The 24810-nt window shown below is 69.4% G+C and carries 23 protein-coding genes; 14 read left to right on the top strand and 9 right to left on the bottom strand.

Annotated elements, in window-relative coordinates; translation table 11 throughout:
- Nucleotides 1-64: 64 nt before the first annotated feature.
- Together ACIRRY_RS38695 and pgi are read left to right on the top strand one after the other, a co-directional pair.
- Nucleotides 65-1336: an MFS transporter gene (locus ACIRRY_RS38695; protein ID WP_403982594.1), complete on the top strand. Its 1272-nt coding sequence runs from the start codon at nucleotides 65-67 to the stop codon at nucleotides 1334-1336.
- Between the two features lie 54 nt (nucleotides 1337-1390).
- Nucleotides 1391-3043 carry a glucose-6-phosphate isomerase gene (pgi, locus tag ACIRRY_RS38700; RefSeq protein WP_403982597.1) on the top strand — a complete coding sequence of 551 codons (1653 nt, stop codon included), beginning with the start codon at nucleotides 1391-1393 and terminating at the stop codon, nucleotides 3041-3043.
- Nucleotides 3044-3822: 779 nt separating this feature from the next.
- Here pgi and pgl read toward each other — a convergent pair.
- The 5 genes from pgl to tkt are packed head-to-tail and all read right to left on the bottom strand — an operon-like array spanning nucleotide 3823 to nucleotide 10573.
- A complete protein-coding gene (gene pgl, locus ACIRRY_RS38705) occupies nucleotides 3823-4605 on the bottom strand; it encodes a 6-phosphogluconolactonase (RefSeq protein ID WP_403982599.1) in 783 nt (260 codons plus the stop codon).
- A 6-nt stretch (nucleotides 4606-4611) separates the two neighbouring features.
- A complete protein-coding gene (opcA, locus tag ACIRRY_RS38710) occupies nucleotides 4612-5793 on the bottom strand; it encodes a glucose-6-phosphate dehydrogenase assembly protein OpcA (protein WP_403982601.1) in 1182 nt (393 codons plus the stop codon).
- The gene (gene zwf / locus ACIRRY_RS38715) at nucleotides 5790-7328 is read right to left on the bottom strand and encodes a glucose-6-phosphate dehydrogenase (RefSeq protein ID WP_403982603.1); all 1539 of its coding nucleotides are present in this window, start codon (nucleotides 7326-7328) and stop codon (nucleotides 5790-5792) included. Before zwf ends, opcA begins: the two co-directional genes overlap by 4 nt.
- Before the next feature lie 4 nt (nucleotides 7329-7332).
- On the bottom strand, nucleotides 7333-8451 hold the full coding sequence (tal, locus tag ACIRRY_RS38720) for a transaldolase (protein WP_403982605.1): 1119 nt from the start codon (nucleotides 8449-8451) through the stop codon (nucleotides 7333-7335).
- Between the two features lie 34 nt (nucleotides 8452-8485).
- A complete protein-coding gene (gene tkt, locus ACIRRY_RS38725; protein WP_403982607.1) occupies nucleotides 8486-10573 on the bottom strand; it encodes a transketolase in 2088 nt (695 codons plus the stop codon).
- A gap of 356 nt (nucleotides 10574-10929) precedes the next feature.
- Between tkt and ACIRRY_RS38730 the strand changes: the two genes are divergently transcribed.
- From ACIRRY_RS38730 to ACIRRY_RS38745, 4 genes are all read left to right on the top strand, one after another.
- Complete coding sequence (locus ACIRRY_RS38730) at nucleotides 10930-11883, top strand: heme o synthase (RefSeq protein WP_403983025.1); 954 nt, start codon at nucleotides 10930-10932, stop codon at nucleotides 11881-11883.
- Between the two features lie 91 nt (nucleotides 11884-11974).
- Entirely contained in the window at nucleotides 11975-12295 is a 321-nt protein-coding gene (locus ACIRRY_RS38735) for a hypothetical protein (protein WP_403982609.1), read from the top strand.
- Nucleotides 12296-12473: 178 nt separating this feature from the next.
- Nucleotides 12474-13580 (top strand): amidohydrolase family protein, encoded by a 1107-nt coding sequence (locus tag ACIRRY_RS38740; RefSeq protein WP_403982611.1) that lies wholly within the window; start codon nucleotides 12474-12476, stop codon nucleotides 13578-13580.
- A gap of 18 nt (nucleotides 13581-13598) precedes the next feature.
- Complete coding sequence (locus ACIRRY_RS38745; RefSeq protein ID WP_403982614.1) at nucleotides 13599-14345, top strand: nucleotidyltransferase domain-containing protein; 747 nt, start codon at nucleotides 13599-13601, stop codon at nucleotides 14343-14345.
- 46 nt (nucleotides 14346-14391) lie between these two features.
- On the opposite strand, the gene ACIRRY_RS38750 is transcribed toward ACIRRY_RS38745, so the two are convergent.
- From ACIRRY_RS38750 to ACIRRY_RS38765, 4 genes are all read right to left on the bottom strand, one after another.
- Nucleotides 14392-15402, bottom strand: a complete 1011-nt coding sequence (locus ACIRRY_RS38750; RefSeq protein WP_403982617.1) for a heme A synthase — start codon at nucleotides 15400-15402, stop codon at nucleotides 14392-14394.
- Nucleotides 15403-15469: 67 nt separating this feature from the next.
- Nucleotides 15470-16237, bottom strand: a complete 768-nt coding sequence (locus ACIRRY_RS38755) for an ABC transporter permease (RefSeq protein ID WP_403982619.1) — start codon at nucleotides 16235-16237, stop codon at nucleotides 15470-15472.
- Nucleotides 16234-17157, bottom strand: a complete 924-nt coding sequence (locus ACIRRY_RS38760) for an ABC transporter ATP-binding protein (protein ID WP_403982621.1) — start codon at nucleotides 17155-17157, stop codon at nucleotides 16234-16236. Before ACIRRY_RS38760 ends, ACIRRY_RS38755 begins: the two co-directional genes overlap by 4 nt.
- Before the next feature lie 30 nt (nucleotides 17158-17187).
- Nucleotides 17188-18048 (bottom strand): aminoglycoside N(3)-acetyltransferase, encoded by an 861-nt coding sequence (locus tag ACIRRY_RS38765; RefSeq protein WP_403982624.1) that lies wholly within the window; start codon nucleotides 18046-18048, stop codon nucleotides 17188-17190.
- 160 nt (nucleotides 18049-18208) lie between these two features.
- Here ACIRRY_RS38765 and ACIRRY_RS38770 point away from each other — a divergent pair, with 160 nt between their 5' ends.
- The 8 genes from ACIRRY_RS38770 to ACIRRY_RS38805 are packed head-to-tail and all read left to right on the top strand — an operon-like array spanning nucleotide 18209 to nucleotide 24800.
- Nucleotides 18209-18940 (top strand): helix-turn-helix transcriptional regulator, encoded by a 732-nt coding sequence (locus ACIRRY_RS38770; RefSeq protein WP_403982626.1) that lies wholly within the window; start codon nucleotides 18209-18211, stop codon nucleotides 18938-18940.
- Nucleotides 18937-20361 carry a Fe-S cluster assembly protein SufB gene (gene sufB, locus ACIRRY_RS38775; RefSeq protein WP_403982628.1) on the top strand — a complete coding sequence of 475 codons (1425 nt, stop codon included), beginning with the start codon at nucleotides 18937-18939 and terminating at the stop codon, nucleotides 20359-20361. Before ACIRRY_RS38770 ends, sufB begins: the two co-directional genes overlap by 4 nt.
- A gap of 56 nt (nucleotides 20362-20417) precedes the next feature.
- Nucleotides 20418-21602, top strand: a complete 1185-nt coding sequence (gene sufD / locus ACIRRY_RS38780) for a Fe-S cluster assembly protein SufD (protein ID WP_403982630.1) — start codon at nucleotides 20418-20420, stop codon at nucleotides 21600-21602.
- Complete coding sequence (locus ACIRRY_RS38785) at nucleotides 21602-21931, top strand: non-heme iron oxygenase ferredoxin subunit (protein WP_403982632.1); 330 nt, start codon at nucleotides 21602-21604, stop codon at nucleotides 21929-21931. The genes sufD and ACIRRY_RS38785 overlap by 1 nt, the downstream gene beginning before the upstream one ends.
- 7 nt (nucleotides 21932-21938) lie before the next feature.
- A complete protein-coding gene (gene sufC / locus ACIRRY_RS38790; RefSeq protein ID WP_019060532.1) occupies nucleotides 21939-22706 on the top strand; it encodes a Fe-S cluster assembly ATPase SufC in 768 nt (255 codons plus the stop codon).
- Nucleotides 22703-23977 (top strand): cysteine desulfurase, encoded by a 1275-nt coding sequence (locus ACIRRY_RS38795; RefSeq protein WP_403982634.1) that lies wholly within the window; start codon nucleotides 22703-22705, stop codon nucleotides 23975-23977. The genes sufC and ACIRRY_RS38795 overlap by 4 nt, the downstream gene beginning before the upstream one ends.
- A 14-nt stretch (nucleotides 23978-23991) precedes the next feature.
- Nucleotides 23992-24465, top strand: a complete 474-nt coding sequence (sufU, locus tag ACIRRY_RS38800) for a Fe-S cluster assembly sulfur transfer protein SufU (RefSeq protein ID WP_403982636.1) — start codon at nucleotides 23992-23994, stop codon at nucleotides 24463-24465.
- Nucleotides 24462-24800, top strand: a complete 339-nt coding sequence (locus tag ACIRRY_RS38805; protein ID WP_019060535.1) for a metal-sulfur cluster assembly factor — start codon at nucleotides 24462-24464, stop codon at nucleotides 24798-24800. Before sufU ends, ACIRRY_RS38805 begins: the two co-directional genes overlap by 4 nt.
- The last annotated feature ends 10 nt before the right edge of the window (nucleotides 24801-24810 follow it).

Consider the following 24810-nt stretch of genomic DNA (forward strand, 5'->3'; position numbering starts at 1 on the left):
CGCCTCCGGACCGATTGTCAGTGGCACCCTCTACGGTTCGTGAATCGGCGGACCGCGAGGGGGAATGGTGACGACGGGCGAGGCGACGGGCAGTCATGTGCCTGCGTGGCGTGGGGGGTTCGGGCGGTTGTGGAGCGCCGCCGTGGTCTCCCGGTTCGGGGACGCGCTGCGGGGTGCGGCGCTGCCCCTGCTCGCCGTCTCGCTGACGGACCGGCCCCTGCTCATCGCGTCCGTGACCGCCTGCGGCTATCTGCCCTGGATCGTCTTCGGGCTGCTCGGCGGCGCGGTAGCCGACCGGGTGGACCAGCGGCGCGCGATGTGGACGGTGGACGCGGTCCGCGCCCTGCTCGTCGCCGCCTTCGCCGCGGTCGTCGCCCTCGGCCACGCCTCGATCCTCCTGCTCATCGCGCTGGCCTTCGCACTGACCACGCTCCAGACCCTCTTCGACAACGCCTCCACGGCTCTGCTGCCGGCCCTGGTGGACCGCGCGGCGCTCGGCAGCGCCAACGCCCGGCTGATGACCGGACAGCAGATCGCGGGCGGCCTGATGGGGGCGCCCGTGGTGCCCCTGCTGATCGCCGCCGGCGCGGCGGTCCCCTTCGTGGCCGACGCCGGGACCTTCCTCCTGGCCGCCGCACTGGTCGCCTCCCTGCGCACCACGGCGCCCGAGCGCGCGCCGAGACCGGCGGGCAGCACACTGCGCGCGGAGATCGCGGACGGACTGGGCACCCTGTGGCGCGACCGGCCCCTGCGCGGGCTGTGCGCGGCGACCGCCCTGTGCAACGTCGGCATGGGCGCCCTGATCGCCACCCTGGTCGTCCTGGTGACCGGCTGGCTGCACGCGGGCACCGCCGGATACGCGGCGGCGACCACCGCGTACGCCGTCGGAGGCCTGGCCGGGGGAGCGGTGAACCGGCGGATCGCCACCCGGCTCGGCCCGCTGCGGAGCGTGCTGCTCGCGGGCCTGGCGCAGATCGGCGCCCTCGTCGTCATGGGCTCCGTGCGCAGCCTGACCGCGGTCGTGGCCGCCCTCGCGGTCTTCGGCTTCATGGGCATGGTGTGGAACGTCAACACGACGACCCTGATGCAGCAGCGCGCCCCCGCCGACATGCTGGGCCGGGTCAGCTCCGCGTTCCGCACCCTGGCCGTCGCCGGGGCCCCGCTCGGTGCCCTCCTCGGTGGCCTCACCGCGACGGCCTGGGGACTGAACACACCCGCACTGCTCACCGCCGCCTTCTTCGTCCTGTCGGTCATCGCGCTGATACCTGCGGTCAAGCCGGACGTACCTGTTGTTGCCCCGCACGACGACGCGACGACCGCTCATGTCACGGGCTGATCAATTAGGTTGGAACCGGCCCCCAGGTCGGTAGGAAAGAAGGCTGAAGTCGCAATGAACGCAGACGGCCGTACCAGGCTCAACCAGACGCCCGAGTGGACCGCCTTGGCCAAGCACCGTGAGGAGCTCGCCGAGGTCCGGCTGCGCGAGCTGTTCGCCGCCGATCCCGGACGCGGCACCGGCTACACGCTCCGGGTCGGTGACCTGCACCTCGACTACTCGAAGCACCTCGTCACCGACGAGACCCTGCGGCTGCTGCACGCGCTGGCCGCCGCCACGGACGTGTTCGGGCTCCGGGACGCGATGTTCCGCGGCGAGAAGATCAACGTCACGGAGGACCGCGCGGTCCTGCACACCGCGCTGCGCGCCCCGCGTGACGCGGTGGTCGAGGTCGACGGCGAGAACGTGGTGCCGCAGGTGCACGCGGTGCTCGACAAGATGGCCGGCTTCGCCGACCGCGTCCGCTCCGGCGAGTGGACCGGCCACACCGGCAAGCGCATCAAGAACATCGTCAACATCGGTATCGGCGGCTCCGACCTCGGTCCGGCGATGGCGTACGAAGCCCTCCGCGCCTTCACCGACCGCGGTCTGACGGTGCGCTTCGTGTCGAACGTGGACGGCGCCGACCTGCACGAGGCCACCCGTGACCTCGACCCGGCCGAGACGCTGTTCATCATCGCCTCCAAGACCTTCACCACGATCGAGACGATCACCAACGCGACCTCCGCCCGCGACTGGCTGCTCACCGAACTGAAGGCCGGTCAGGACGCCGTCGCGAAGCACTTCGTGGCGCTGTCGACGAACGCCGGGAAGGTGTCGGACTTCGGTATCGACACGGACAACATGTTCGAGTTCTGGGACTGGGTCGGCGGGCGCTATTCGTTCGACTCGGCGATCGGGCTGTCGCTGATGATCGCGATCGGTCCGGACCGTTTCCGGGAGATGCTCGACGGTTTCCACCTCGTCGACGAGCACTTCCGCACCGCGCCCGCCGAGTCCAACGTGCCTTTGCTGCTCGGCCTGTTGGGGGTCTGGTACGGCAACTTCCACGATGCCCAGTCGCACGCGGTGCTGCCGTACTCGCACTATCTCTCCAAGTTCACCGCCTACTTGCAGCAGTTGGACATGGAGTCGAACGGCAAGTACGTGGGCCGGGACGGCCAGGAGGTCGACTGGCAGACCGGGCCGGTGGTTTGGGGCACGCCCGGCACGAACGGGCAGCACGCCTACTACCAACTCATCCACCAGGGCACGAAGTTGATCCCGGCGGACTTCATCGGTTTCGCCGAGCCGGTGGCGGAGTTGAGCGAGGGGCTGAAGGCTCAGCACGACCTGCTGATGGCCAACTTCTTCGCGCAGACGCAGGCGTTGGCGTTCGGCAAGACGCCGGACGAGGTGCGGGCGGAGGGTGTGGCGGAGGAGCTGGTCCCGCACAAGACGTTCCAGGGCAACCACCCCACGACCACGATCCTGGCCCGCGAGCTGACCCCCTCGGTGCTCGGCCAGCTCATCGCGCTCTACGAGCACAAGGTGTTCGTGCAGGGCGCGGTCTGGAACATCGACTCCTTCGACCAGTGGGGCGTCGAGCTCGGCAAGGTCCTCGCCAAGCGCGTCGAACCCGCCCTCACCGAAGGCGCCGACGTACCGGGCCTGGACGCGTCGACGACGGCCCTGGTCGCCAAGTACCGGGAGCTGCGCGGTCGTTGAGCCGCGAAGGCGCCGGGGCCTGTTCAGCAGGGCGGGCCCCGGTGACTGGGGTGAGCCGCTGCGCGGGGTGTGATGCCTGCGGGTGGAAGGCGGAGGAGGCGTTGGCATCGGCGGGCGGGTGCCAACCCAGAGCGTGCAACGGAGGGCCGGCGCCCATGCCGTTGAGGTCTCTCGTGCCGTCAGGCTGCGGGGGATCGGGTGCCGGGCCCTGCGACGGCGGGTTGATCCGCCGGGGCAGAAAGTCGGTCCGGGAGGCATCGCGGTTTCCGTGCGGCCGTAGGTGATGCGGCGGGGGTGTCGGTGACTGACGACGATGCTGTCGAGGTTTCCGATGCCGTCAGGCTGCGAGGGATCGCAAGTCGGAACCCGCCTCAGCGGTCTGGTCCGCCGGGGCAGAAAGTCGGTCCGAGAGGCATCGCGGTTTCCGTGCGGCCGCAGGTGACGGGGCGGGGGTGTCGGTGACCAACGGCAATGCGGCCGAGGTTTCCGGTGCCGTCAGGCTGCGAGGGATCGCAAGTCGGAACCCGCCTCAGCGGTCTGATCCGCTGGCCAGAAAGTCGGTCCGGGAGGCATCGCGGTTTCCGTGCGGCCGCAGGTGACGGGGCAGGGGTGTCGGTGACTGACGACGATGCCGTCAAGCTGCGAGGGATCGCTTACCGGACCCCGCCTCAGCGGTCTGATCCGCTGGACGAAACCCGCCCGGGAGGCACCGAAGCCCCCGTGCGACCGCAAGGCCGTAAGGGGGCTTCGGCAGCAGGGTGCTGGTGCCCGTGCCGGTGTCAGGCCGAAGCCGGTGGATAGAGGGCGCGGGGCAACTGTGAAGCAGCCGCCGCGTCCAGCAGCCACAGGGTGCGGGCGCGGCCCTGCGCTCCGGCCGCCGGTGCCTGGATCTCGCCCGCGCCGGACAGGGCGATCGCCGCGGCCTCCGCCTTGTCCGCGCCGGCCGCGAGCAGCCACACCTCGCGGGCCGACCGGATCGCCGGGAGGGTCAGGGTGACCCGGATCGGCGGCGGCTTGGGCGCCCCGTGGACGCCGACGACCGTGCGCTCGGTCTCCCGTACGGCGGGCAACTCCGGGAAGAGCGACGCCACATGGGTGTCCGGGCCGACGCCGAGCATCAGCACGTCGAAGGTCGGGACGGAGCCGTGGTTCTCGGGACCGGCGGACCGGGCGAGTTCCTCGGCGTAGCCTGCCGCCGCCGCCTCGACGTCGTTGCCGTAGAGACCGTCGGACGCGGGCATGGCGTGCACGCGCTTCGGGTCCAGCGGCACCGCGTCGAGCAGTGCCTCACGGGCCTGGGTGACATTGCGCTCCGGGTCGCCCTCGGGGAGGAACCGCTCGTCGCCCCACCACAGGTCGAGCCGGCCCCAGTCGATGGCGTCCCGGGCGGGCTGACCCGCCAGGGCTGCCAGCAGACCGTTGCCGTTGCGACCACCGGTGAGCACGATCGAGGCGTAGCCGCGCGAGGCCTGCGCGTCCACGATCTTCGTGATCAGCCGGGCCGCGGCGGCCTGGGCCATCAGCTCCTTGTCGCGGTGGACGACGAGTTGGGGAGTGCTCACCGCGGATCAGCCTTCTTGCTTCTTGACCGGGGGCATCTTCGCGGGGGTCGGCCGGTCGGCGTCACCCTGGTCCGACGAAGCGGAAGCAGCGGCGGAAGCCGATGCCGGAGCCGACGTAGCAGCCGATGCCGATGCCGATGCCGATGCCGATGCCGAAGGCGAGGGCGAAGTCGACGCGGGTGCCGCCTCCGGAACCCCGCGCACCGGCAGCGCCGGTACGGGCTGGTCCGCCGCCGCCTCCGCCCGCTCCGCCGCCGACTGGATCCCGCCCAGCCGGTCCACGCCGAACCGCAGCGTGGACGCGTACGTGTCGTCCGGGTCGAGCCGGCGCAGTTCCTCCGCCAGCAGCTCGGACGTCTCGCGGCGCTTGAGCGCCACCGCGCGGTCCGGCTGGCCGGGCAGGGCCAGGGTGGCCATCGCCCCGTCCGACCGGTGCAGCGTGATGGGCCCGCCGGTCGTCTCCAGGCGGACCTGGGTCAGACCGGGACCGGCCGAGACCGCCCGCCGTACATGCACGTGGAGGCGGTCGGCGAGCCACATCGCGAGCAGTTCGACGCTCGGGTTGGACTCCTCGCCCGCCACCTCGGCGGAGACGATCTCCGAGGAGACCTGGTCGAGCGCGGCGGCCAGCATCGAACGCCACGGCGTGATCCGGGCCCAGGCCAGGTCCGTGTCACCCGGTTCGTAGCTCTCGGCGCGGGACCGCAGCTCATCGACGGGCTTCTCCGCCGCGTAGCTGTCGGTGACCCGGCGCTGGCTCAGGGCGCCCAGCGGGTCGTTCGCCGTGTCGCGCGGCGCGTCCACCGACCACCAGACCACCACCGGCGCGTCCGGCAGCAGCAGCGGCAGCACCACGGACTGGGCGTGATCGGAGACCTCGCCGTAGAGCCGCAGTACGACCGTCTCGCCGCTGCCCGCGTCCGTGCCCACCCTGACCTCGGCGTCGAGGCGGGATTCAGTGCGGCTGCGGGACGAGCGGGAGACCCGCTTGATGACCACGAGCGTGCGCGAGGGGTGCTCGCGCGACGCGTCGTTGGCGGCCTTCAGGGCGTCGTAGGCGTTCTCCTCGTCCGTGACGACGACGAGGGTGAGCACCATGCCGACGGCCGGGGTGCCGATGGCGCGGCGGGCTTTCACCAGCCCCTTGTTGATCTTGCTGGCAGTGGTGTCGGTGAGGTCTATTTTCATGGCCGACGCCAGCTCCGTCCCTCTCGTGCGAGCATTTCGTCCGCCTCGACCGGACCCCACGTCCCGGACTGGTACTGCGCGGGCTTGCCGTGCTTGTCCCAGTACTGCTCGATCGGGTCGAGGATCTTCCAGGACAGCTCGACCTCCTCCGTGCGCGGGAAGAGGTTCGAGTCGCCGAGCAGGACGTCGAGGATCAGCCGCTCGTACGCCTCCGGGCTGGACTCCGTGAACGACTCGCCGTAGGCGAAGTCCATGGAGACGTCCCGGATCTCCATCGAGGTGCCGGGCACCTTGGAGCCGAAGCGGACCGTGACGCCCTCGTCGGGCTGGACGCGGAAGACGATCGCGTTCTGGCCCAGCTCCTCCGTCGCCGTCTGGTCGAAGGGGGAGTGCGGGGCGCGCTGGAAGACCACCGCGATCTCGGTGACGCGGCGGCCGAGACGCTTGCCGGTGCGCAGGTAGAAGGGGACGCCCGCCCAGCGGCGGTTGTCCACCTCGACCTTGATGGCCGCGTAGGTGTCGGTCTTCGACTTGGGGTCGATGCCGTCTTCCTGGAGGTAGCCGACGGCCTTCTCGCCGCCCTGCCAGCCCTCGGCGTACTGCCCGCGGACCGTGTTCTTGCCCAGGTCCTTCGGCAGCCGTACCGCGCCGAGCACCTTCTCCTTCTCGGCGGCCAGCGCGTCGGCGGAGAAGGAGGCGGGCTCCTCCATCGCGGTCAGCGCCATCAGCTGGAGCAGGTGGTTCTGGATGACGTCACGGGCGGCGCCGATGCCGTCGTAGTAGCCGGCCCGGCCGCCGATGCCGATGTCCTCGGCCATGGTGATCTGCACGTGGTCCACGAAGGACCGGTTCCAGATCGGCTCGAACATCGTGTTGGCGAAGCGGAGCGCCAGGATGTTCTGGACGGTCTCCTTGCCGAGGTAGTGGTCGATGCGGAAGACCTGGTCCGCGGCGAACACCTCGTGCACGACCTTGTTGAGGTCCTCGGCCGACTTGAGGTCGTGGCCGAAGGGCTTCTCGATGACCGCGCGGCGCCAGGAACCCTTTTCCTGGTCGGCGAGGCCGTGCTTCTTCAGCTGCTGGATGACGACCGGGAAGGAACGCGGCGGCACCGACAGATAGAAGGCGAAGTTGCCGCCCGTGCCCTGCGCCTTGTCCAGTTCGTCGATCGTGTCGCGGAGCCGCTCGAACGCGTCGTCGTCGTCGAAGGTGCCCTGGACGAAGCGCATCCCCTGGACGAGCTGCTGCCAGACCTCCTCACGGAACGGCGTACGGGAGTGCTCCTTGACCGCGTCGTGGACCTCCTGTGCGAAGTCCTCGTGGGCCCACTCGCGCCGGGCGAAGCCGACGAGCGAGAAGCCCGGCGGCAGCAGACCCCGGTTGGCGAGGTCGTACACGGCGGGCATCAGCTTTTTGCGTGACAAATCGCCTGTGACGCCGAAGATGACCAGGCCCGACGGCCCCGCGATACGCGGGAGCCGTCGGTCGGCGGGGTCACGAAGCGGGTTCGCCCCGGAACCGGAATGAGGAGCCAAGGTCTCAGCCCTCCGAGGGGGCGAGGCGCGCGAGTTCCGCCTCGGTCGACTTGAGCAGGTCGGTCCAGGCCGCCTCGAACTTCTCGACGCCCTCGTCCTCCAGCAACTGCACGACCTCGTCGTAGGAGATGCCGAGCGCTTCCACTGCGGCGATCTCGGCGCGGGACTGGTCGTACGTGCCAGAGATGGTGTTGCCGGTGATCTGGCCGTGGTCGTCGGTGGCCTCAAGGGTGGCCTCCGGCATGGTGTTCACCGTGTTCGGCGCCACCAGGTCGTCCACGTACAGCGTGTCCTTGTACGCCTTGTCCTTGACGCCGGTCGAGGCCCACAGCGGACGCTGCTTGTTGGCCTGCGCCTTGTCGAGGGCGGCCCAGCGCGAGGAGGAGAAGACCTCTTCGTACGCCTCGTAGGCGAGCCGCGCGTTGGCGAGACCGGCCTTGCCGCGGGCGGCCTTGGCCTCGTCGGTGCCCAGCGCGTCGATCCGCTTGTCGATCTCGGTGTCCACGCGGGACACGAAGAAGGACGCCACGGAGTGGATCTTCGCCAGGTCCAGGCCGCGCTCCTTGGCCTTCTCCAGGCCGCTGACGAACGCGTCCATGACCTCGCGGTAGCGCGCCAGCGAGAAGATCAGCGTGACGTTGACGCTGATGCCGAGGCCGATGACCTCGGTGATCGCCGGGAGGCCCGCCCGGGTGGCCGGGATCTTGATCAGGGTGTTCGGGCGGTCCACCAGCCACGCGAGCTGCTTGGCCTCGGCGATGGTCGCCGCCGTGTTGTGCGCGAGCCGCGGGTCGACCTCGATGGAGACCCGGCCGTCCTGGCCGCCGCTCGAGTCGTAGACCGGACGCAGGATGTCGGCGGCGTCACGGACGTCCGCCGTCGTGATCATGCGGATGGCTTCCTCGACGGTCACCTTGCGGGCGGCGAGGTCGGTGAGCTGCTGCTCGTAACCGTCGCCCGACGAGATGGCCTTCTGGAAGATCGAGGGGTTGGTGGTGACGCCCACGACGTGCTGCTGGTCGATCAGTTCGGCGAGGTTGCCGGACGTGATCCGCTTGCGCGACAGGTCGTCCAGCCAGATCGCGACGCCTTCTTCAGAGAGGCGCTTGAGTGCGTCTGTCATGGAAAATGCATCTCCTACGTGTCGTTTGTCAGCGTCAGCTCTGGGCGGCGGCGATGGATTCCCGGGCCTTCTCAGCCACGTTCTCGGCAGTGAAGCCGAACTCCTGGAAGAGCACCTTGCCGTCGGCGGAAGCCCCGAAGTGCTCCAGGGAAACGATGCGACCGGCGTCCCCGACGAACCGGTACCAGGTGAGGCCGATCCCGGCCTCGACCGCGACCCGCGCCTTGACCGACGGCGGCAGCACGCTGTCGCGGTACTCCTTGTCCTGCGCGTCGAACCACTCCACACAGGGCATGGACACGACCCGCGTCGGCACCCCGGAGGCCTCCAGCTGCTCGCGCGCCTCGACGGCCACGTGCACCTCGGAACCAGTACCGATGAGGATCACCTCGGGCGTACCCGTGGACGCCTCGAACAGGACGTAACCGCCCTTGGCGGTGTCCTCGTTGGCGTCGTACGTCGGCACACCCTGGCGCGTCAGCGCGAAGCCGTGCGGGGCGCCCTCGCCGTAGACCTTGGTGTAGCGGCGCAGGACCTCGCGCCAGGCGATCGCGGTCTCGTTGGCGTCGGCCGGGCGGACCACGTTCAGGCCCGGGATCGCGCGCAGCGAGGCGAGGTGCTCGACCGGCTGGTGGGTCGGGCCGTCCTCGCCGAGACCGACGGAGTCGTGCGTCCACACGTACGTCACCGGCAGGTGCATCAGCGCGGAGAGACGGACCGCGTTGCGCATGTAGTCGGAGAAGACGAGGAACGTACCGCCGTAGGCACGCGTGTTGCCGTGCAGCGTGATGCCGTTCAGCTCCGCGCCCATGGAGTGCTCGCGGATGCCGAAGTGGATCGTGCGGCCGTACGGGTTCGCCTCCGGCAGCGGGTTGTCCGCCGGGAGGAACGACGAGGTCTTGTCGATCGTCGTGTTGTTCGAGCCCGCGAGGTCGGCCGAGCCGCCCCACAGCTCCGGGATGACCGCGCCGAGCGCCTGGAGCACCTTGCCGGAAGCGGCACGGGTGGCGACGGACTTGCCCGTCTCGAAGGCCGGGAGCTGCTCCTCCCAGCCGGCAGGCAGCTCGCCCGCGCGGATACGGTCGTACTCGGCGGCACGCTCCGGGTTGTTCGCACGCCATTCCTGGTACGACGGGTCCCACGCGGCCTGCGCCTCGCGGCCCCGCTCCAGCGCCTGGCGGGTGTGCTTGAGGACGTCGTCGGAGACGTCGAAGGACTTCTCCGGGTCGAAGCCGAGGACGCGCTTGGTGGCCGCGACCTCGTCGGCGCCGAGCGCCGAGCCGTGCGCGGCCTCGGTGTTCTGCGCGTTCGGCGCGGGCCAGGCGATGATCGAGCGCATCGCGATGAACGACGGCTTGTTCGTCACCTTCTTCGCGGCCTCGATGGCGTTGTAGATGGCGTGCGGGTCGAGGTCGCCGTCCGGCTTCGGGGCGACGCGCTGGACGTGCCAGCCGTAGGCCTCGTAGCGCTTGACGGTGTCCTCGGAGACGGCCGTTTCCGTGTCGCCCTCAATGGAGATGTGGTTGTCGTCCCACAGGAGGATGAGGTTGCCGAGCTCCTGGTGGCCGGCCATCGAGGACGCCTCCGCGGAGATGCCCTCCTGGAGGCAGCCGTCACCGGCGATCGCGTAGATGAAGTGGTCGAAGGGGGACTCGCCCTGCGGGGCGTCCGGGTCGAACAGACCGCGCTCGTAGCGGGCGGCCATGGCCATGCCGACGGCGTTGGCGACACCCTGGCCCAGCGGGCCGGTCGTCGTCTCCACACCGGTGGTGTGCCCGTACTCGGGGTGCCCCGGAGTCTTGGAGCCCCACGTGCGAAACGCTTCGAGGTCGGCCAGCTCCAGGCCGAAACCGGCCAGGTAGAGCTGCGTGTAGAGGGTCAGGGACGAGTGGCCGGCGGACAGCACGAACCGGTCGCGTCCGACCCAGTCGGCGTCGGCGGGGTCGTGGCGCATCACCTTCTGGAAGAGGGTGTACGCGGCCGGGGCCAGGCTCATCGCCGTACCGGGATGGCCGTTACCGACCTTCTGTACGGCATCGGCGGCCAGGACGCGGGCGGTGTCCACCGCCCGCTGGTCCAACTCGGTCCACTCGAGGTCTGTGGTGGTCGGCTTGGTGCTCACCCTGGGTCAGGGCTCCTCTCCACATGTCACGCATGTCGAATGCCGGTGCACGCGGCGCCCACCGGCCGTTGTCGAGCCTACCCCCGTAAGAACGTGCATTTTTTCGAGTCATTCCAGACTGCCGGGACTCTCGCGGATCCGCCTCCCGACTGGGTCGTTTCGTATTCGGCAACTGAATACGGAGGTGCTCGTTCGAGTGCTCAACAGAGGCGTGATCAGCTCTTCCGGGGGTGCTCCCCAACACGACCCCACCCCCGCGAATGTCCGGGTCTGGGCAACGTCTACAGTGGCGTGGTACGCGTGAGCCGTTACGGGGAGTTCACACCCGAAGGCTTGCTGGGATGTCTCTGTCAGGGGTGTGCGTGACGGCCGTTGAATCCCGTCCAGCGGGGATTGTCGGGGCGAGTCAGAGCCCGAGCCGGCGGCCGATCGGGGCCCGGGTCATGGCGTTCGTGGCGTTGACGAAGCCACGGATCATCGAACTGCTGCTGATCACCACCGTTCCGGTGATGTTCCTGGCCCAGCAGGGTGTACCGGACCTCAAGCTGGTCCTCCTCACCTGTGTCGGCGGCTACCTCTCCGCGGGTGGCGCGAACGCGCTCAACATGTACATCGACCGCGACATCGACGCGCTCATGGACCGCACCTCGCAGCGCCCCCTCGTCACCGGCATGGTCAGCCCCCGCGAGTGCCTCGCCTTCGGCATCACCCTCGCCGTCGTCTCGACACTCCTCTTCGGCCTGACCGTCAACTGGCTGTCCGCCTGGCTCGCGCTCGGAGCGCTCCTCTTCTACGTCGTCGTCTACACGATGATCCTCAAACGCCGTACCTCGCAGAACATCGTGTGGGGCGGAATCGCCGGCTGCCTGCCCGTCCTCATCGGCTGGTCCGCGGTCAAGGACTCCATGTCCTGGGCCCCGATCATTCTCTTCCTCGTCATGTTCTTCTGGACGCCGCCGCACTACTGGCCGCTCTCCATGAAGGTCCGCGACGACTACGCGCGCGTGGGCGTTCCGATGCTCCCGGTCGTCGCCTCCAACAAGGTCGTCGCCAAGCAGATCGTCATCTACAGCTGGGTCATGGTCGCGGTCTCGCTGCTGCTCACGCCCCTCGGCTACACCGGCTGGTTCTACACCACGGTCGCGCTGCTGGCCGGCGGCTTCTGGCTGTGGGAGGCGCACGGGCTCCAGAACCGGGCCAGGGCCGAGGTGAGCGGCGGCAAGCTCAAGGAGATGCGGCTGTTCCACTGGTCGATCACCTATGTGTCGCTGTTGTTCGTGGCGATCGCGGTGGACCCCTTCCTGAGGTAGGCCCTCGGGGCACGGCCGGGGCAGGGTCTGAGGCGGGAGTCACTCCCCCCGCCCGTCGCCGTTCGATCTACCCGTCGGTAGCATCCTCGTCATGGCAGACACGCAGCAGGTTGACGCGAAGGCCGAGCGCCAGGTGGCCCGCCTCGCCAAGCAGATCGGCACCTTCTCCAAGGCGCACGGCGGGGCCGAGGGCCAGGTCGCGTACATCGGGGAGCGTGGCGCCCGCATTGTCCTCGTGGGCGAGGACGGCGGCTGGGGCGACCTGGTGGCGACTTCTTATGAGATCGCCCAACAGGCAGTGGCGAAGTCCGGGATCACCGTCCACGAGGACTTCGACGGCGAGTTCGCGGCAAAGGTGACGACGGGCCCGTACGAGTGGAAGCGCATGGCAGGAATCCAGATCGGGCGGTAGCGCCCCAAAGGGGCGCGGGGAACTGCGCGACCAGCCCCCACTAGCCGTCGATCGCTGACGAACCCGCACTCCCTCCCCCTGGCGCCCCCTCACACGGGGTGTGCGCACCAACACCCGAACCCCGGTTCACCCGTTAGGCCCCGTACAAGCGACGCGGTCAACTGCACGGGGAGCCCGGATGATCGAAACGCCGTCCCTCGTGGACCAGTACTGCCACGGCGTACTGAGAACGGAGCTGGGCCTCGGCACCTTCGAGGCCCAACTCACCCGCACCGAGGGCCCACCCGCACCCGGCACCACCCTGTTCGACACCCAGACGGGATTCGCCGTACGACGATGGTGCCCGCCCCTGCTCGGCCTGGAGGCGCACTGCCCGCCCGCCCGCTATCTCGCCCGGCGCCGTGAACTCGGCGTACTGGAAGCGGGCCGTAGGCTGCTGCGCGGCAGCGGCATCACGACGTACCTGATCGACACGGGTCTGCCCGGCGACCTCACCGGACCCGCCGAGATGGCGACGGCCGGCCAGGCGGACGCGCGGGAGATCGTCCGCCTCGAACTCCTCGCGGAGCAGGTCGCCGACACCTCCGGCACCGTCGAGTCCTTCCTCGCCAACCTCGCCGAGTCGGTGCACGGCGCCGCGGGCAGCGCGGTGGCCTTCACCTCCGTGGCGGGCGTACGGCACGGTCTCGCGCTCGCGCCGGAACCGCCCGGCCCCGGTGAGGTGCGCGGCGCGGCGGGCCGCTGGCTGGCCGGGCGGCGCGTAGGCGGGACGCTCAGCGATCCCGTACTGCTACGGCATCTGCTGTGGATCGCCGTCGCGTCCGGACTGCCGCTCCAACTGCACGCCGGACTGGGCGAACCGGGCCTGCGCATCGACCGCACCGACCCCGTCCTGCTCACCGACTTCGTGCGCGCGACGGCCGGGCTCGGCACCGACCTGGTGCTGCTGCACAGCTACCCGTACCACCGTCACGCGGCCCATCTCGCCGGTGTCTTCCCGCACGTCTACGCCGACTCCGGCGCCGCCCTCGTCCGCACCGGCGCCCGCGCCGCGACCGTGCTCGCCGAGATCCTGGAACTGGCCCCCTTCGGCAAGATCCTCTTCTCCAGCGGAGCCCACGGACTGCCCGAACTGCACGTCGTAGGAGCGCGGTTGTTCCGCGAGGCGCTCGCGCGGGTGCTCGGGACCTGGGTCGCCGAGGGGGCCTGGTCGTCGGCGGACGCGCAACGTGTGGCGGGGCTCATCGCGGTCGGCAACGCAAACAGGGTGTACGGGCTGGAGTGAGCTGTACAGACTGGCCCCATGCCGACCGACGCGTTGCTCGCCCGCTTCCTGAACGAACTGGCCCCGCTGGAACCCGTTGCCGTGTGGGCCCACGGTTCGCTCGCCGGGGGCGACTACCAGGAGGGCCGCAGCGACCTGGACCTGATAGCCATCCTCGACCATCCCCTCAAGCCCAGCACCGCCCGCCGACTGGTCGCCCTGCACCGCGGGCTGCGCACCGACCCCCTCGCCCGCCTGCTGCACTGCAGCTACCTCGCCCCGGGCACCCAGGACGCCCCGAACCAGCGGCACCTCGCCTGGGCGCACGACCATGTGACCCGCAGACCGGTCACCCCCGTCACCCGGCGTGAACTGCACGACTTCGGGCGGGTGTTGCAGGGCGGCTCACCGAAGGACCTGCTGCCGGCCGTGACGGACCAGGAGCTGGCCGAGTTCGTCGTACGCGACCAGCGGGAGTACTGGCGGCCGGCCCTGGACAAGCCGCAGGTCTGGCTCCAGGACAGCTGGGTCGACGTGGGCCTGACCACCTTCGCCCGCGCGACGGTCACCAGACGGGACGGCCGCCTGATCACCAAGCGCGAGGCCCTCGACCTGCTGCCCGGGCTCGGCGCTCCGGTGGAGGTCGTGGAGGACGTCGTACGGCGGCGTTACGACGAAACGGTGCCGTCCCCTTCCCCTGAAGAGGGCTGGCTCGACCGCCGCGCCGAGCTGACCCGGGCCTATCTGGGCCCGGCGATCGACGACCTGGTGACCCGCTACGGATGAAGCACTACGGGTGAGGCATTACAAGTGAGGCACTACGGGTGATGCCTTAGGCGCGTGTAGGCAGCGACTGTTCCACCGACGGTCCCGGCAGGTCGACCACGGTCTCCGGCCGTTCCCGCAGCGACAGAAGCACCCGCAGCACCCCGATCCACACCAGGCAGGAGCCGAACATGTGGAGGGCGACCAGGGCCTCGGGGAGGTTCGTGAAGTACTGCACGTAACCGATGACGCCCTGGGAGAGCAGGATCAGGAACAGCTCACGGGTGCGGTCCAGGGGGCCCTTGGGGGCGTCGACCGCCTTGAGGACGAACCACAGGGCGAACGTCAGCGTGACCACGATCCAGGCGAGCACCGCGTGCAGCTTGGCGACCGTCTCCCAGTCGATCGGGATCCTGTCGACCTCCTTGGAGTCACCCGCGTGCGGGCCCGCGCCGGTGACCACCGTGCCGACCGCGATCAGCAGCACGGAGGCGGTGACCAGGAACCACACCAGTTGCTGCACGGCCTTGCCGACCAGCGGCTTGGGCTCGCCGTCGCCCTCCCGGCTGCGCTGCCACATCAGCGTGGCGACCGCGATCAGCGCCGAGGAGAGCAAGAAGTGGGCCGCGACCGTGTACGGGTTGAGGCCGACCAGCACCACGATCCCGCCGAGGATCGCGTTGCTCATCACGATCCAGAACTGCGCCCAGCCGAGCCGGGTGAGAGTGCGGCGGTACGGCTTCTCCGAGCGCGCCGCGATGATCGCCCAGCCGACGGCCGCGCACAGCACGTACGTCAGCATCCGGTTGCCGAACTCGATGGCTCCGTGGAAGCCCATCGCGCTGGTCGTGGTGAGCGAGTCGTCCGTGCACTTGGGCCAGGTCGGGCAGCCGAGCCCCGATCCCGTCAGCCGCACGGCACCGCCGGTGACCACGATGACCACCGACATGACGAGCGCGGCGAGCGCCGCCCGCCGGACGGTCCGGGGATCCGGGGTCCAGCGTGCGGCGATGAAGGCGAGGGGGTTGCGTGCGGCGGCTACGACGTCGGCGCGGGTCACGTTGGGCACGGGGACCATCGTAGGGCGCCGCTTGTGCACGCTTTCACGAGGGTCCGGAACAGGATCGCTCCCGACCGCTCCGGGCCTACTCCCAGCGGAAGAACGCCCCCGCCGCGGCCAGCCCCGCGACCGCCCACACGCCCAGGATCCCCAGGTCGCCCCACGGCATCCCGGCCCCGTGCTGGAGCACGTCCCGCAGGCCGTCCGAGAGGGCCGAGATCGGCAGCAGACCCAGCACGTCCTGCACCCCCGACGGGTACTTGTCCATCGGCACGATGACCCCGCCGCCGACCAGCAGCAGCAGGAACACCAGGTTCGCGGCGGCCAGCGTCGCCTCCGCCTTCAGCGTGCCCGCCATCAGGAGGCCGAGGCCCGAGAAGGCCGCCGTGCTGAGGATCAGGAGCAGGAACACCGCGAACGGGTTGCCGTGCGGGGACCAGCCCAGCGCGAAGGCGATCGCCGTCAGCAGGACGATCTGGAGGACCTCCGTCACCAGCACCGACAGCGTCTTCGCGGTCATCAGGCCCCAGCGGGGCAGCGGGGAGGACGCCAGGCGCTTCAGGACGCCGTAGCGGCGCTCGAAGCCCGTCGCGATCGCCTGGCCCGTGAACGCCGTCGACATCACCGCGAGGGCGAGGATGCCGGGGGTCAGGAAGTCGACGGACTTGCCCTTCCCGGTGTCGACGATGTCCACCGAGCTGAACAGGACCAGCAGGAGGGTCGGGATGACCACCGTGAGGAGGAGCTGCTCGCCGTTCCGTAGAAGCATCTTCGTTTCGAGGATCGCCTGCGCCGCGATCATGCGGGGAAGCGGGGCCGCCCCCGGTGCGGGCGCGTAGGTCGCCGTGGTCATGAGCGCAGCTCCTTGCCGGTCAGCTCCAGGAAAACGTCCTCCAGGGTGTGCCGTTCGACCGAGATCTTCTCCGGCATCACCCCGTGCTGCGCACACCACGAGGTGACCGTGGCGAGCAGTTGCGGGTCCACCTTGCCGCCGACGCGGTAGGAGCCCGGGGTCAGTTCGACGGCCGTGGAGTCGGCCGGGAGCGCCTTCAGAAGGGACCCGACGTCGAGGCCGGGGCGACCGCTGAAGCGGAGCGTGTTCTCGGCGCCGCCGCGGCACAGGTCCTCGGGGGAGCCGTGCGCGATGACCTGGCCGGCGTCGATGATGGCGACGTCGTCGGCGAGCTGCTCGGCCTCGTCCATGTGATGGGTCGTGAGGATGACGGAGACGCCGTCCGCGCGGAGGTCACGGACCAGGTCCCAGGTGGCGCGGCGGGCCTGCGGGTCGAGGCCCGCGGTCGGCTCGTCCAGGAAGACCAGTTCGGGGCGGCCTACGACGGCCATCGCGAGCGCGAGACGCTGCTGCTGACCGCCGGACAGCCGGCGGTACGTCGTCCGGCCGCAACTGCCCAGCCCCAGGCGCTCGATGAGGGCGTCCACGTCCAGCGGGTGCGCGTGCAGCTTGGCGATGTGGCGGAGCATCTCGTCGGCACGGGCGCCCGAGTAGACGCCGCCGGACTGGAGCATCACGCCGATTCTGGGGCGCAGCGCGGCGGACTCGCGGACCGGGTCGAGGCCCAGGACGCGCACCGTGCCGGAGTCCGGCCTCCGGTACCCCTCGCAGGTCTCGACCGTGGTCGTCTTGCCCGCTCCGTTGGGGCCGAGCACCGCCGTGACACCCGTACCGGCCACCAGGTCGAGGCCGTTCACCGCGGTCTTCGTGCCGTACCGCTTCACCAGGGCCTGGACCTGGAGCACGGGCTCACTTCGCATGCGCCCGAGTCTAGGTAGCCGAACCCGGCCTCAGAGATGGGGGTCCCCCCGCTCGAACGACGTCGAGAGCGGGGGAGGGTGCTGGAACTCCTCCTCGCGGGGACGGTGCAGAGGCAGCCACCGTTCGGCGTAGGCCACGGCGTCGCCCACCGGGAACAGCCGCACGTCGGCCGCGCCCACCTTGCCGCGGATGACAGGGCGGCCGACGGGACGGTCCCGTTCGAAGTCGTGGCCCAGTTCGTCGAAGCGGTCGGAGGAGATCGACACCTCGGTCACCGTCTCCCAGCCGGCCGGGCCGGGGCGGCCGAGCCCGACCAGCGGGGACGCGATGCGGTACTCGGCGAGATGGAAGCTGGTGCAGGTGTCGTAGCCCGCGCCGAGCAGCAGCACGCGCGCGTGGAGGCCCTCCAGCCGGGCCAGCGGGCTGCGCTCGCCGAGCCGGCAGTCGGTCGCGTGGCCGTCGAGGATCTCGCCCGCGCGCGGGCCGATCGCCGCGAAGGACGTCTGCGGGTGCGCGGAGCGCTCGGCGCCGGGCCAGGTGCGCACGGTCTCCGGGACGACGCCGACGCCGCGCGAGGGCGTGACGAGGGGGTCGTAGGACGGCATGGACGCGCGGATGGTGTCCCACCACGCGCGGGGGACCGGTGGGTTTCCCCAGTGGGCCGGGTCCGAGAGGTCGCCGGTCTGGGTGGGGACCACCAGGGTGCCGGTCGGGCCGAGGGCGTCGAGGAGGCCCTGGACGAGCGACACGGCGCCTCCGCAGACCCATCCGAGGGAGCTGAGGGAGGTGTGCGCGAGGAGGGTCTCACCGGGGCGGACGCCGAGCCCGCGCAGGGCTGCGGCGACTGTGTCCCGGGTGACAAGTGGGCCGGTGGGAGGGGGTGTGGGCATGGTCGTGGAGTGTCCTCGACGGGGGTGGGTGGCGCCGGTGAACTGATCGATCAAAGATCGTTTTCGCAGGTCAGATTAGGTATGCCTAAGTGATGCAGCGCACCGTCCATCCGCCGGGCGCGGGTTGTCAGGCTCTGAGGAATTACGCAACAATGGCGTTGTGAAAAACGTTGGCGAGGCTCCGCAGGAGGAACTCGCGACCGGTGAGCGGTCCACCCGCAACCGAGTCGCGCGCTCCATCCTGGACCATGGCCCGTCGACCGTGACCGACCTCGCGGGGCGGCTGGGACTGACCCAGGCCGCCGTGCGCCGTCATCTCGACGCGCTCGTCGCCGACGACGTCGTGGAAGCACGTGAGCAGCGGGTCTACGGAGCGCGTACGCGCGGCCGGCCCGCCAAGGTGTTCGCCCTGACCGACTGCGGCCGGGACGCCTTCGACCAGTCCTACGACAAGCTCGCCGCGGACGCGCTGCGCTGGATCGCCGCGCACAGCGGCGGGGACGAGGCCGTCGTCGCCTTCGCCCGCGACCGCATGGCCGCCCAGGCCGTCGCCTACCGCGAGGTCGTCGAGGCCGCGGCTCCCGAGAATCGCGCGGAAGCCCTGGCCAAGGCCCTGAGCGCGGACGGGTACGCTGCTACGGCGCGTAGCGCACCGGTCGGTGAGCAGCTCTGCCAGCACCACTGCCCGGTCGCCCATGTCGCCGAGCAGTTCCCGCAACTGTGCGAGGCGGAGACAGAGCTCTTCTCCCAGCTGCTCGGCACCCATGTCCAGCGACTGGCCACCATCGCCCACGGCGACGGTGTGTGCACCACGTTCATCCCCAAGATTTCCAAGACCGTTTCCGATCTCTCCGACACATCTGCACGTACCGCCGGGAGGAACCCCGCATGACGCTCCCCATCGAGGAGACCGCCCACCCCGAGCTCGAGGGTCTGGGCACGTACGAATACGGCTGGGCCGACTCCGACGTGGCCGGTGCCTCCGCCAAGCGCGGCATCAACGATGACGTCGTCCGGGACATCTCCGCCAAGAAGAGCGAGCCGGAGTGGATGACCAAGCTCCGGCTCAAGGGCCTGCGCCTGTTCGAGAAGAAGCCCATGCCGAACTGGGGTTCCGACCTCTCCGGCATCGACTTCGACAACATCAAGTACTTCGTGCGCTCCACGGAGAAGCAGGCGGAGTCCTGGGAGGACCTGCCCGAGGACATCAAGAACACGTACGACAAGCTCGGCATCCCCGAGGCGGAGAAGCAGCGCCTCGTCGCCGGTGTCGCGGCCCAGTACGAGTCCGAGGTCGTCTACCACCAGATCCGTGAGGACCTGGAGGAGCAGGGCGTCATCTTCCTCGACACCGACACCGCGCTGAAGCAGCACCCGGAGCTCTTCAAGGAGTACTTCGGGACGGTCATCCCGGTCGGCGACAACAAGTTCGCGTCGCTGAACTCCGCGGTGTGGTCCGGCGGTTCCTTCATCTACGTGCCCAAGGGCGTTCAGGTCGAGATCCCGCTCCAGGCCTACTTCCGTATCAACACGGAGAACATGGGCCAGTTCGAGCGGACCCTGATCATCGTCGACGAGGGTGCCTACGTGCACTACGTCGAGGGCTGTACGGCGCCGATCTACAAGTCGGACTCGCTGCACAGCGCGGTCGTCGAGATCATCGTCAAGAAGAACGCCCGCTGCCGTTACACGACCATCCAGAACTGGTCGAACAACGTCTACAACCTGGTCACCAAGCGCGCCGTCGCCTACGAGGGCGCGACCATGGAGTGGATCGACGGCAACATCGGCTCCAAGGTGACGATGAAGTACCCGGCCGTCTACCTGATGGGCGAGCACGCCAAGGGCGAGACCCTCTCCATCGCCTTCGCGGGCGAGGGCCAGCACCAGGACGCCGGCTCCAAGATGGTCCACATGGCGCCGAACACGTCCTCCAACATCGTCTCCAAGTCGGTGGCGCGCGGCGGCGGCCGTACGTCCTACCGCGGCCTCGTCGAGATCGGCGAGGGCGCCCACGGCTCCAAGTCGAACGTGCTGTGCGACGCGCTGCTCGTCGACACGATCTCCCGCTCGGACACGTACCCGTACGTCGACGTCCGCGAGGACGACGTCTCCATGGGCCACGAGGCGACCGTCTCCAAGGTCTCCGAGGACCAGCTCTTCTACCTGATGAGCCGCGGTCTGACCGAGTTCGAGGCGATGGCGATGATCGTGCGCGGCTTCGTCGAGCCGATCGCCAAGGAACTGCCCATGGAGTACGCCCTTGAGCTCAACCGGCTGATCGAGTTGCAGATGGAAGGCTCGGTCGGCTGACCCCGCCCATCGGTCAGCACATTTCTTGACTTCAGAAAGCGAGCACTACGACAGCCATGGCTGAGGCTCAGAACTCCACGGTGGGGTCCTCCACCACCGCCGGATCGATCGCGGTGGCCGCCGAGTCGACCGTCGCCACGCGCATGAGCGCGCCCCCCTCCTTCGACGTGGCGGACTTCCCGGTCCCCCACGGCCGCGAGGAGGAGTGGCGGTTCACCCCGCTGGAGCGCCTGCGCGGGCTGCACGACGGCACCGCGGTCGCCGACGGCGGCGGCGTGAAGGTCGCCATCGGGGCCCCCGAGGGGGTCACCGTGGAGACCGTCGACCGTGACGACGCGCGGCTCGGCAAGGCCGGCACCCCGGTGGACCGCGTGGCCGCGCAGGCCTACTCGTCCTTCGAGAAGGCCTCGGTCGTCACCGTCCCGAAGGAGACGGTCCTGACCGAGCCGATCCGCATCGCCGTGCACGGCGAGGGCGGGGTCGCCTACGGCCACCAAGTCATCGAGCTCGGAGCCTTCGCCGAGGCCGTCGTCGTCATCGACCACACTGGTGACGCGGTCCTCGCCGCCAACGTCGACTACATCATCGGCGACGGCGCCAGGCTGACCGTCGTCTCCGTCCAGGACTGGGACGACAAGGCCGTGCACATCGGCCAGCACAACGCCCTGATCGGCCGGGACGCCACGTTCAAGTCGTTCGTCGTCACCTTCGGCGGCGATGTCGTACGACTGCACCCGCGCGTGGCCTACGCCGGACCCGGCGGCGACGCCGAGCTGTTCGGCCTGTACTTCACGGACGCGGGCCAGCACCAGGAGCACCGTCTCCTGGTCGACCACAACACCCCGCACTGCAAGTCCAACGTGATGTACAAGGGCGCGCTCCAGGGCGAGGGAGCCCACGCGGTGTGGATCGGTGACGTGCTCATCGAGGCCACCGCCGAGGGCACCGACACGTACGAGATGAACCGCAACCTCGTGCTGACCGACGGCGCCCGCGTCGACTCCGTGCCGAACCTGGAGATCGAGACCGGCGAGATCGTCGGTGCCGGACACGCCTCCGCGACCGGCCGCTTCGACGACGAGCAGCTCTTCTACCTGATGGCGCGCGGCATCCCCGCCGACGACGCCCGCCGTCTCGTGGTCCGCGGCTTCTTCGCCGAGCTGGTCCAGCAGATCGGTGTCACCGACATCGAGACGCGGCTGCTGGAGAAGATCGACGCGGAGCTGGAGGCGTCGGTCTGATGTCGTTCGTACGCGCCTGTGGGCTGAGCGAGCTGGACGAGGACACCCCGAAGCGGGTGGAACTCGACGGCACGCCGGTCTCGGTCGTCCGTACCGCGGGAGAGGTGTTCGCGATCAACGACGTCTGCTCGCACGCGAACGTCTCGCTCTCCGAGGGCGAGGTGGAGGACTGTCAGATCGAGTGCTGGCTGCACGGCTCCGCGTTCGACCTGCGCACCGGCAAGCCGTCCGGCCTGCCCGCCACCCGCCCCGTGCCCGTTTACCCCGTAAAGATCGAAGGGGGCAGCGTCCTCGTTGACGTACGCGCCTCCCTCACCCAGGAGTCCTGAGGAACCCATGGCAACGCTTGAAATCCACGACCTGCACGTCACCGTCGAGGCCGACAACGCCACGAAGGAGATCCTCAAGGGCGTCGACCTCACCGTGAAGCAGGGCGAGACCCACGCCATCATGGGCCCGAACGGCTCCGGCAAGTCGACCCTCGCCTACTCGCTCGCGGGCCACCCGAAGTACACGATCACCGGCGGCACCGTCACCCTCGACGGCGAGGACGTCCTGGAGATGTCCGTCGACGAGCGCGCCCGCGCCGGCCTCTTCCTCGCGATGCAGTACCCGGTCGAGGTCCCCGGTGTCTCCGTCTCCAACTTCCTTCGTACGTCCGCCACCGCCATCCGCGGTGAGGCGCCGAAGCTGCGTACCTGGGTGAAGGAGGTCAAGGAGACCATGGAGCGCCTCTCCATGGACCCCGCCTTCGCCGAGCGCAACGTCAACGAGGGCTTCTCCGGCGGTGAGAAGAAGCGCCACGAGATCCTCCAGCTGGAGCTGCTCAAGCCGAAGATCGCGATCCTCGACGAGACGGACTCCGGCCTGGACGTCGACGCCCTGCGTGTCGTCTCCGAGGGCGTCAACCGCGTCCGCGAGACCGGTGAGGTCGGCACCCTGCTGATCACGCACTACACGCGCATCCTGCGCTACATCAAGCCCGACTTCGTGCACGTCTTCTCCGGCGGCAGGATCGTCGAGTCCGGCGGCGCCGAGCTCGCCGACAAGCTGGAGAACGAGGGCTACGAGGCCTACACCACGAAGGGTGGCGTATCCGCGTGACGCAACTGCCGGGCCTCCTCACGAGTTCATCTCAACTACTCGACGAGGCGATCCGCAAGGACTTCCCCATCCTGGACCGCACGGTCCACGAGGGCCGGAAGCTCGTGTACCTGGACAACGCGGCGACCTCGCAGAAGCCGCGCCAGGTGCTGGACGCCCTGAACGAGTACTACGAGCGCTACAACGCCAACGTCCACCGCGGTGTGCATGTGCTCGCCGAGGAGGCCACGGCGCTGTACGAGGGCGCGCGGGACAAGGTCGCCGCGTTCATCAACGCGCCCTCCCGCGACGAGGTGATCTTCACCAAGAACGCTTCGGAGTCGCTCAACCTCGTCGCGAACATGCTGGGTTGGGCCGACGAGCCCTACCGCGTGGACCACGAGACCGAGATCGTCATCACGGAGATGGAGCACCACTCCAACATCGTCCCGTGGCAGCTGCTCTCGCAGCGCACGGGCGCGAAGCTGAAGTGGTTCGGCCTCACGGACGACGGCCGGCTGGACCTGTCGAACATAGACGAGATCATCACGGAGAAGACGAAGATCGTCTCCTTCGTCCTGGTCTCGAACATCCTCGGTACGGTCAACCCGGTCGAGAAGATCGTGCGCCGCGCGCAGGAGGTCGGGGCCCTGGTCCTGATCGACGCCTCGCAGGCCGCGCCGCACATGCCGCTGGACGTCCAGGCGCTCCAGGCCGACTTCGTGGCCTTCACCGGCCACAAGATGTGCGGCCCGACGGGCATCGGCGTTCTCTGGGGCCGCCAGGAGCTGCTGGAGGACCTTCCGCCGTTCCTCGGCGGCGGCGAGATGATCGAGACCGTGTCGATGCACTCGTCGACGTACGCCCCCGCCCCGCACAAGTTCGAGGCGGGCACCCCGCCGATCGCCCAGGCGGTCGGTCTCGGCGCGGCGATCGACTACCTGTCGGCGATCGGCATGGACAAGATCCTCGCCCATGAGCACGCGCTGACCGAGTACGCGGTGAAGCGTCTGCTGGACGTCCCCGACCTGAGGATCATCGGCCCCACCACGGCCGAGGACCGGGGCGCGGCGATCTCCTTCACGCTCGGTGACATCCACCCGCACGACGTGGGCCAGGTGCTGGACGAGGAAGGCATCGCGGTCCGGGTCGGCCACCACTGCGCGCGGCCCGTCTGCCTGCGCTACGGAATTCCTGCGACCACGCGAGCGTCGTTCTATCTGTACTCCACGCCGGCCGAGATCGACGCACTGGTCGACGGCCTGGAGCACGTACGGAACTTCTTCGGCTGAGGAGCTGGCTGAACGTGAAGCTGGATTCGATGTACCAGGAAGTCATCCTGGACCACTACAAGCACCCGCACGGCCGGGGCTTGCGGGATGGCGATGCCGAGGTGCACCACGTCAACCCGACCTGCGGCGACGAGATCACGTTGCGCGTGAAGTACGACGGCGAGCAGATCGCCGACATCTCCTACGAGGGCCAGGGCTGCTCCATCAGCCAGGCATCGGCCTCCGTACTGAACGACCTCCTCGTCGGCAAGGAACTGTCCGAGGCGCAGAAGATCCAGGAGACCTTCCTGGAGCTGATGCAGTCCAAGGGCCGGACCGAGCCCGACGACGCGATGGAGGAGGTGCTGGAGGACGCGATCGCGTTCGCCGGCGTCTCCAAGTACCCGGCACGGGTGAAGTGCGCCCTCCTCAGCTGGATGGCATGGAAGGACGCGACGGCCCAGGCCCTGGGCGGAGCCGACGCCGACGCGGAAAGGAAGACGGCATGAGCGACACCGAGACCATGGAGATCAAGCCCGCCTCCGAGGAGGAGGTCAGGGAGGCCCTGCTCGACGTCGTCGACCCCGAACTGGGCATCGACGTCGTCAACCTCGGCCTCATCTACGGCGTGCACATCGACGACGCCAACATCGCCACCATCGACATGACGCTGACCTCGGCGGCCTGCCCGCTGACGGACGTCATCGAGGACCAGGCCAAGTCCGCGACGGACGGCCTCGTCAACGAACTCCGCATCAACTGGGTGTGGATGCCGCCGTGGGGCCCGGACAAGATCACGGACGACGGCCGTGACCAGTTGCGGGCGCTCGGCTTCAACGTCTGACCTTCGGACG

The organism is Streptomyces sp. NPDC101776, from assembly GCF_044766845.1.
In the GTDB taxonomy this organism is placed as follows: Bacteria; Actinomycetota; Actinomycetes; order Streptomycetales; family Streptomycetaceae; genus Streptomyces.

Excerpts from the sequence above, each read along its gene's own strand:
- ACIRRY_RS38695 (WP_403982594.1), top strand. The coding sequence starts at position 65 with ATGGTGACGACGGGCGAGGCGACGGGCAGTCATGTGCCTGCGTGGCGT.
- pgi (WP_403982597.1), top strand. The coding sequence starts at position 1,391 with ATGAACGCAGACGGCCGTACCAGGCTCAACCAGACGCCCGAGTGGACC.
- opcA (WP_403982601.1), bottom strand. The coding sequence starts at position 5,793 with ATGAAAATAGACCTCACCGACACCACTGCCAGCAAGATCAACAAGGGG.
- tal (WP_403982605.1), bottom strand. The coding sequence starts at position 8,451 with ATGACAGACGCACTCAAGCGCCTCTCTGAAGAAGGCGTCGCGATCTGG.
- ACIRRY_RS38735 (WP_403982609.1), top strand. The coding sequence starts at position 11,975 with ATGGCAGACACGCAGCAGGTTGACGCGAAGGCCGAGCGCCAGGTGGCC.
- ACIRRY_RS38740 (WP_403982611.1), top strand. The coding sequence starts at position 12,474 with ATGATCGAAACGCCGTCCCTCGTGGACCAGTACTGCCACGGCGTACTG.
- ACIRRY_RS38745 (WP_403982614.1), top strand. The coding sequence starts at position 13,599 with ATGCCGACCGACGCGTTGCTCGCCCGCTTCCTGAACGAACTGGCCCCG.
- ACIRRY_RS38750 (WP_403982617.1), bottom strand. The coding sequence starts at position 15,402 with ATGGTCCCCGTGCCCAACGTGACCCGCGCCGACGTCGTAGCCGCCGCA.
- ACIRRY_RS38755 (WP_403982619.1), bottom strand. The coding sequence starts at position 16,237 with ATGACCACGGCGACCTACGCGCCCGCACCGGGGGCGGCCCCGCTTCCC.
- ACIRRY_RS38760 (WP_403982621.1), bottom strand. The coding sequence starts at position 17,157 with ATGCGAAGTGAGCCCGTGCTCCAGGTCCAGGCCCTGGTGAAGCGGTAC.
- ACIRRY_RS38765 (WP_403982624.1), bottom strand. The coding sequence starts at position 18,048 with ATGCCCACACCCCCTCCCACCGGCCCACTTGTCACCCGGGACACAGTC.
- sufB (WP_403982628.1), top strand. The coding sequence starts at position 18,937 with ATGACGCTCCCCATCGAGGAGACCGCCCACCCCGAGCTCGAGGGTCTG.
- sufD (WP_403982630.1), top strand. The coding sequence starts at position 20,418 with ATGGCTGAGGCTCAGAACTCCACGGTGGGGTCCTCCACCACCGCCGGA.
- ACIRRY_RS38785 (WP_403982632.1), top strand. The coding sequence starts at position 21,602 with ATGTCGTTCGTACGCGCCTGTGGGCTGAGCGAGCTGGACGAGGACACC.
- sufC (WP_019060532.1), top strand. The coding sequence starts at position 21,939 with ATGGCAACGCTTGAAATCCACGACCTGCACGTCACCGTCGAGGCCGAC.
- ACIRRY_RS38805 (WP_019060535.1), top strand. The coding sequence starts at position 24,462 with ATGAGCGACACCGAGACCATGGAGATCAAGCCCGCCTCCGAGGAGGAG.